A 5,773-nucleotide genomic window follows, 5' to 3' on the forward strand; every position below is an offset into this window, starting at 1 on the left:
CTCCGGCAGCCCGAGTCGGTGGCGCAGCGCCGCGTGCTCGCGGTCGTGAGGCGTCAGCACGCGCGGAGCGTGCGCCCCGGCATCCCCCGCCCCGGATTCCCCTACCTCGGAGTCCACCGTCACGAGATCGAGGGCGCCCGCGTCGATCACAACGGGCACGTCCGCTGCGAGGATATCGCGCAGCGTCGCTGTCTGCTCGGGTGTGCGCCGATCGCCCGCGGGCATCCCGGAGCCGATCACCCACGCCTGCACGCGGCCGGCGACCGTGACGGTCTCGGGGCGCCGCTGCAGCACGAGGTCGCGCGGACCCGCCGGTCCGAGGTAGCGCACCATGCCCACACCCGTGCGCCACGCGGCCTCGACGCCGAGCACCGCGGCTCCCGGATACTCGTCGGAGCCGGTGCGCAGCCCCACGACGCCGCGGGAATACTTGTCGTCGCCGGGAGTTGGCATTCTCAGACTCGCCGCCGCGTCGGCCGCACTCCACTCGCGTGACGAGTCCATGCGCGCCACCCTACCCACGTGCCGCGCGCGCCGCTCGACCGCCGTTCCGGTTTGATCTCGATCTGTTCGTCATCCTCCGACGAGGAAGGTCCGTATGAGCCTGCTGTTCTCCCCCTACGATCTGGCCGGCCGTGCCGTGCGCAATCGACTGTGGGTCGCACCGATGTGTCAGTACTCCGCCGTCGACGGGCTGCCGAACGACTGGCATCACGTGCACCTCGCGCAGTTCGCGTCCGGTGGTGCGGGCGCCGTCATCGCCGAGGCGACGGCGGTCGTGCCGGAGGGGCGGATCTCGCCGGACGACACCGGGCTGTGGAACGACGCCCAGAGGGACGCGTGGGCTCCCATCGCGGCGGCGATCCGCGCCCGCGGCGCGCTTCCCGGCATCCAACTCGCCCACGCCGGCCGAAAGGCGTCCACGTGGTCCCCGCTGACCGGGAACCACGGCTCCGTACCGCAGGATGCCGGGGGCTGGACCACGGTCGCACCCTCCGCGATGGCGTACGAGGGGTTCGCCGAGCCGGTCGCGCTCGACGACGCCGCGATCGACCGGGTGGTCGAGGCGTTCGCCACCGCTGCGGTGCGTGCCCTCGCGGCCGGGTTCGAGGTGCTCGAGGTGCACGCCGCGCACGGCTACCTGCTGCACCAGTTCCTCTCGCCGCTGTCGAACCTGCGGGAGGACGCGTACGGCGGGAGTCTGGAGAACCGGGCAAGGCTCCTGTTGCGCATCGTCGAGGCGGTGCGGGCCGCGGCGACGGAAGCGGCGGTGCTCGTACGGTTCTCGGCATCGGACTGGGCGGACGGCGGCTGGGATGCCGCCCAGACCGCGACCGTCGCCGGCTGGGCCGCGGAGCGCGGTGCGGATCTCTTCGACATCTCCAGCGGCGGCCTGGTCGCCCACCAGCGCATCACGACCGGACCTGGCTACCAGGTGCCGCTCGCCGCCGAGGTGCGACGCGGCGGCGACGTGCCGGTGAGCGCCGTCGGCGAGATCACGTCGGGTGCGCAGGCCGAGGCCGTGCTGCAGGCGGGGGATGCCGACGTGATCCTCGCCGGGCGCGAATGGCTGCGCGATCCGCACTTCGCACTCCGCGCCGCCACCGAGCTCGGCGAGACCGACGCCGGCTTGTGGCCGCCGCAGTACCTGCGGGCCCGCCCGCGCGCCTGAGCGCGGACGTCCACGTGTAGACGGGCAGCGCGGTGGGGTCGCAACTGGTCGCCTCCGGCCCTCCGATCCGACCATTCGCGACCCCGCCAGCACCGCAGCAACGCGGGCACGGGCAGTGGGGTCGCAAGTGGTCGCTCCTCCCCGCGGATAGCGACCATTCGCGACCCCGCCATTGCCTGAACGCCCCACGAGCAGTGATCGAGTGCGAGCGCGAAGCGCTCTGGACCCACGCGGCAAGCCCCGCGCCGCGCGCGGGAGGTCAGAAGCCGCGGCGAGTGGCGTCGTGGACCTCGCCGACGAGCTCCTCGATGATGTCCTCCAGGAAGAGCACCGCCGTCGTCTCCCCGACCACGTTCCGCACCTGGGCGAGGTGACGGCTGGAGCGGCGCATGAGGGCGAGCGCGTCCTCGAGGTCGGTCGTCTCTGCCACAGGCACCATGTGGTGGATGCGTTTGGGCTTGATGGGGGCGGTGACGTGCTTGTCGGCGTCGGGCCCCTCGGCGGCGCGCAGCACGTCCTTCAGGTGGACGTAGCCGACGGGCGCGCCCTCGGCATCCACGATCACGTATCGCGAGAAGCCGTGCTTCGCCACCGCCCGCTCGATCTCATCGGGCGTCGTGACTTCCGGCAGGGTGACGAGCTCTGCGAGCGGCACGGCGACGTCGCGCGCCTTCTTGTCGGTGAACTCGACCGCCGCCGCGACCGCGCCCGAGGCGTCATCGAGCACGCCCTCGATGCGGGACTGGTTCACGATCGTCGCGACCTCGTCGAGCGTGAAGGTGGATGCCGCCTCGTTCTTCGGCTCGACCCCGAACAGCCGCACGATGTGGTTCGCGGTCCAGTTCAGCGCGACGATCAGCGGGTAGAAGATCTTCGAGACCCACACCAGGGGCGTCGCCAGCATCAGCACGGCCCGGTCGGGCACCGAGAACGCGAGGTTCTTCGGAACCATCTCGCCGAACACGACGTGCAGGTACGACACCAGTACGAGCGCGATGGCGAACGCGACACCGCCGGTGACGGCCTCGCTCCAGCCGGTCAGCCCCAGCGGCACCTCCAAGAGGTGGTGGATCGCCGGCTCGGACACGTTCAGGATCAGCAGCGAGCAGATCGTGATCCCGAGCTGGCTCGTGGCCAGCATGAGGGTCGCGTGCTCCATCGCGTACAGCGCCGTCTGCGCGGTCTTGGAGCCGCGCTCGGCAAGCGGCTCGATCTGCGACCGGCGCGCGGAGATGACGGCGAACTCGGCGCCGACGAAGAAGGCGTTGAAGGCCAGCAGCACGAACAGCCATGCGATTCCCGCCCAGTCGCTCATCGCTGCTCACCTCGCTCGCGCTCGGTGCCGGCGTCGCCCGCATCAGCGTCCGCGCCGTCCGGCATCGGGCGCGGGATGAATTTCACCCGGTCGACCCGGCGGCCGTCCATGCGTTGCACTTCAAGGGTCCCGTCGTCCACCTCGACCGTGTCGCCGACGACGGGGATGCGCTCGAGCCGGGACATGAAGAAGCCGCCGACGGTGTCGTACACGTCACCCTCGGGAACGCGGATGCCGGTGCGGTCGAGCACTTCGTCGGGTCGCAGGTCCGCCGGGAAGGTCACGGCGCCAGCAACGCGCACGACGCCCGCGCGGCTGCGGTCGTGCTCGTCGAGCACTTCGCCGACGATCTCCTCCACGAGATCCTCGAGCGTCAGCACCCCGGCGGTGCCGCCGTATTCGTCGACGACGATGGCCATCTGGTACCCCTTGGCCCGAAGCTCCGTCATGACGACATCGAGGTGCACGGCTTCGGGCACGCGCAGCGGATCCTCGGCGATCGCGGCAGCGGGAACGTCGTTGCGGCGGTCGCGCGGCACGCTGACGGCCTGCTTGAGATGCACGATGCCGGTGATGTCGTCCATCGAGTCGCCGTAGACGGGAAAGCGGCTGTGCCCCGTGCGGCGCGCGAGTTGGATGACGTCCTCGACGCTGTCGCCGGCCGCGACGGCGTGGATGCTGGGGCGCGGCGTCATGACATCGGCGGTCGTCAGGCGCGCGAAGGTGAGGGTGCGGTCGAGCAACGACGCCGTGTCCTCCTCCAGCACCCCCGCGCTCGCGGAGCGGCGGACGAGACTGGAGAGCTCCTCGGCCGTGCGCGCTCCCGACAGCTCCTCCTTGGGCTCGATGCCGAGGCCCCGCAGCACGCCGTTGGCGCTGCCGTTGAGCACCGTGACGGCGGGGCGGAACACCGTCGTAAAGGCGACCTGGAACGGCATCACGAGCTTTGCGGTCTGCCGTGGGATCGCCAGCGCGAAGTTCTTCGGGACGAGCTCGCCGAGAATCATCGAGAACGTCGTCGCGAGCGCGATCGCGACGACGGTGGAGACCGGACGCGCCGCGGCATCCGGGATCCCCCACGCCGAGAACACCGGACTCAGCAGGTTCGTCAGAGCCGGCTCCATCGTGTACCCGGTGAGGAGTGTCGTCAGCGTGATGCCCAGCTGCGCGCTCGACAGGTGGGTCGAGGTGATCTTCAGGGCGCTGATCGTCAGCGACAGTCGGGATTCGCCGGCATCCTGCCGCGCCTGCAGGTCCGCGCGGTCGAGATTGACCAGCGCGAACTCGCTCGCGACGAACAGCCCCGTCCCGATGGTGAGAAGCAGCCCCACGCCCAACATGACGTAATCCATCACGCGTCACCCCCCTGGGGCGCCGATGCGGCGCTCGTGCAGGAAGAGGGTCGGTGGGGCGATCGTCTGCAACTGGGAGGGTCGTCCATTGTGCCGACGAGTTTACGGCATGCCGCCGACGCGGGCTCCAGCATCCGGTGGTCTCGGCTCCGGCATCGCGCGGCGCGCGGCGCCAGTGCGGTCGCGCTGCCGAAAGCGGCTCGCGCTGCCGAAAGTTCCGCCGCGAATGCCACTTTCGGCCGCGCGAAGCCTGCGGGACATCGGCCCCTCCACAGCGGACGAATCGCTGAAGTTGTCCACAGATGTCGCGGGCGGGCGGATGCCGGGGCGAGCGCACCGCGAGAGTATCGGCATGACGCCGTCACCCGACATCCGCCTGGCACGCCGACGCGACCTGCTCGCCGCCCCCGACTACCGCCGCGTGCGGCGCCACGTGCGCGAAGGGACATGGCAGCGCATCGCACCGGGCGTGTTCGCGCATCGCGCGGACTGGCTCGCACTGAAGCCCCTCGAGCGTCATCGACTGCGGGTCGAGGAGGTCGCACACCGGCTGGAGCCGGGAGCCGTGCTGTCGCACTTCGCCGCCGCGGCGATCCATGGCATCGACCTGCTCGGGGCCTGGCCGGATGCCGTCGAAGTCACCATCGAGCGCGCGACGGGTGGCCGCTCCGGAGGGGCCGTCGCTCGGCGCGCGCTGGGCCTTGCGGGCGTGGAGCGCGTGCCGTTCGGAACTCACGAAGTCACGACACCCGCACAGACGGCCCTCGATCTGGCGCGTGCGCTGCCGTTCGTGCGCGCCGTGAGCGCCATCGACCAGGCGATCTGGACGGGTCGGCCCGGCGGTCCGCTCACGACGAAGGCGGAGATTCTCGCGCTGCTCGACGGCGATGCGCCACGACGAGGCGACGCCCGCGCGCGGCGCGCGATCGAGGCTGCGGAACCGCTCGCCGCGAACGCCCGCGAGACGCAGATGCGCCTCCTGGTGATCTCGCTGGGGTTTCCTCGCCCGCGATTGCAGGAGCGGCGCGTGCTGCGCAGCGGTCGCGTCGCCTACGGCGACCTCTATTTCCCTGACCAGGATCACTGGGTCGAAATCGATGGCCGCGGCAAGTACCTCAGCCCCGAATACGCGAGTGATCGCGATCCGTCGGAGATCGTGATCGACGAGAAGAACCGCGAGAATGAGATCCGACGCGAGGTCCGCGGCTTCACCCGATTCGAGGCGACGGATGCCGACGACTCGCGCTACGTCTACGACGTCCTCGCCGCTGACGGCATGCGCAGCACCAAGCCGCGCCCCGCCCGGCGCCGATAGCTCGCGGACCCGGCATCCGTGCCCTCTGCGCTGCCTCGCGCTGCCCAGCGCTGCCCAGCGCTGCCCAAAACGGCTCACGCTGCCGAAAATTCGACAGCGCGTGCCACATTCGGCCGCGC

The 5,773-nt window shown here is 70.9% G+C and carries 5 protein-coding genes; 2 read left to right on the forward strand and 3 right to left on the reverse strand.

Annotated features, from left to right (window positions below; genetic code table 11):
- A partial coding sequence (locus tag WBP48_RS03540) for an ADP-dependent NAD(P)H-hydrate dehydratase (protein ID WP_424436189.1) occupies positions 1-504 on the reverse strand: 504 nt, incomplete at its 3' end.
- A 94-nt stretch (positions 505-598) separates the two neighbouring features.
- Here WBP48_RS03540 and WBP48_RS03545 point away from each other — a divergent pair.
- Positions 599-1,672, forward strand: coding sequence for an NADH:flavin oxidoreductase/NADH oxidase (locus tag WBP48_RS03545; RefSeq protein WP_424436192.1), 1,074 nt, complete (start codon positions 599-601; stop codon positions 1,670-1,672).
- A 259-nt stretch (positions 1,673-1,931) separates the two neighbouring features.
- Here WBP48_RS03545 and WBP48_RS03550 read toward each other — a convergent pair whose 3' ends face one another.
- Positions 1,932-2,987: a hemolysin family protein gene (locus tag WBP48_RS03550; protein WP_424436195.1), complete on the reverse strand. Its 1,056-nt coding sequence runs from the start codon at positions 2,985-2,987 to the stop codon at positions 1,932-1,934.
- Positions 2,984-4,339: a hemolysin family protein gene (locus WBP48_RS03555; RefSeq protein ID WP_424436201.1), complete on the reverse strand. Its 1,356-nt coding sequence runs from the start codon at positions 4,337-4,339 to the stop codon at positions 2,984-2,986. Before WBP48_RS03555 ends, WBP48_RS03550 begins: the two co-directional genes overlap by 4 nt.
- A gap of 352 nt (positions 4,340-4,691) precedes the next feature.
- On the opposite strand from WBP48_RS03555, the gene WBP48_RS03560 reads away from it, so the two are divergent.
- Complete coding sequence (locus WBP48_RS03560; protein ID WP_424436198.1) at positions 4,692-5,654, forward strand: hypothetical protein; 963 nt, start codon at positions 4,692-4,694, stop codon at positions 5,652-5,654.
- Positions 5,655-5,773 lie beyond the last annotated feature (119 nt).

It is taken from the genome of Microbacterium sp. (assembly GCF_049661145.1).
GTDB lineage: Bacteria > Actinomycetota > Actinomycetes > Actinomycetales > Microbacteriaceae > Microbacterium.

Excerpts from the sequence above, each read along its gene's own strand:
- WBP48_RS03545 (WP_424436192.1), top strand. The coding sequence starts at position 599 with ATGAGCCTGCTGTTCTCCCCCTACGATCTGGCCGGCCGTGCCGTGCGC.
- WBP48_RS03550 (WP_424436195.1), bottom strand. The coding sequence starts at position 2,987 with ATGAGCGACTGGGCGGGAATCGCATGGCTGTTCGTGCTGCTGGCCTTC.
- WBP48_RS03555 (WP_424436201.1), bottom strand. The coding sequence starts at position 4,339 with ATGGATTACGTCATGTTGGGCGTGGGGCTGCTTCTCACCATCGGGACG.
- WBP48_RS03560 (WP_424436198.1), top strand. The coding sequence starts at position 4,692 with ATGACGCCGTCACCCGACATCCGCCTGGCACGCCGACGCGACCTGCTC.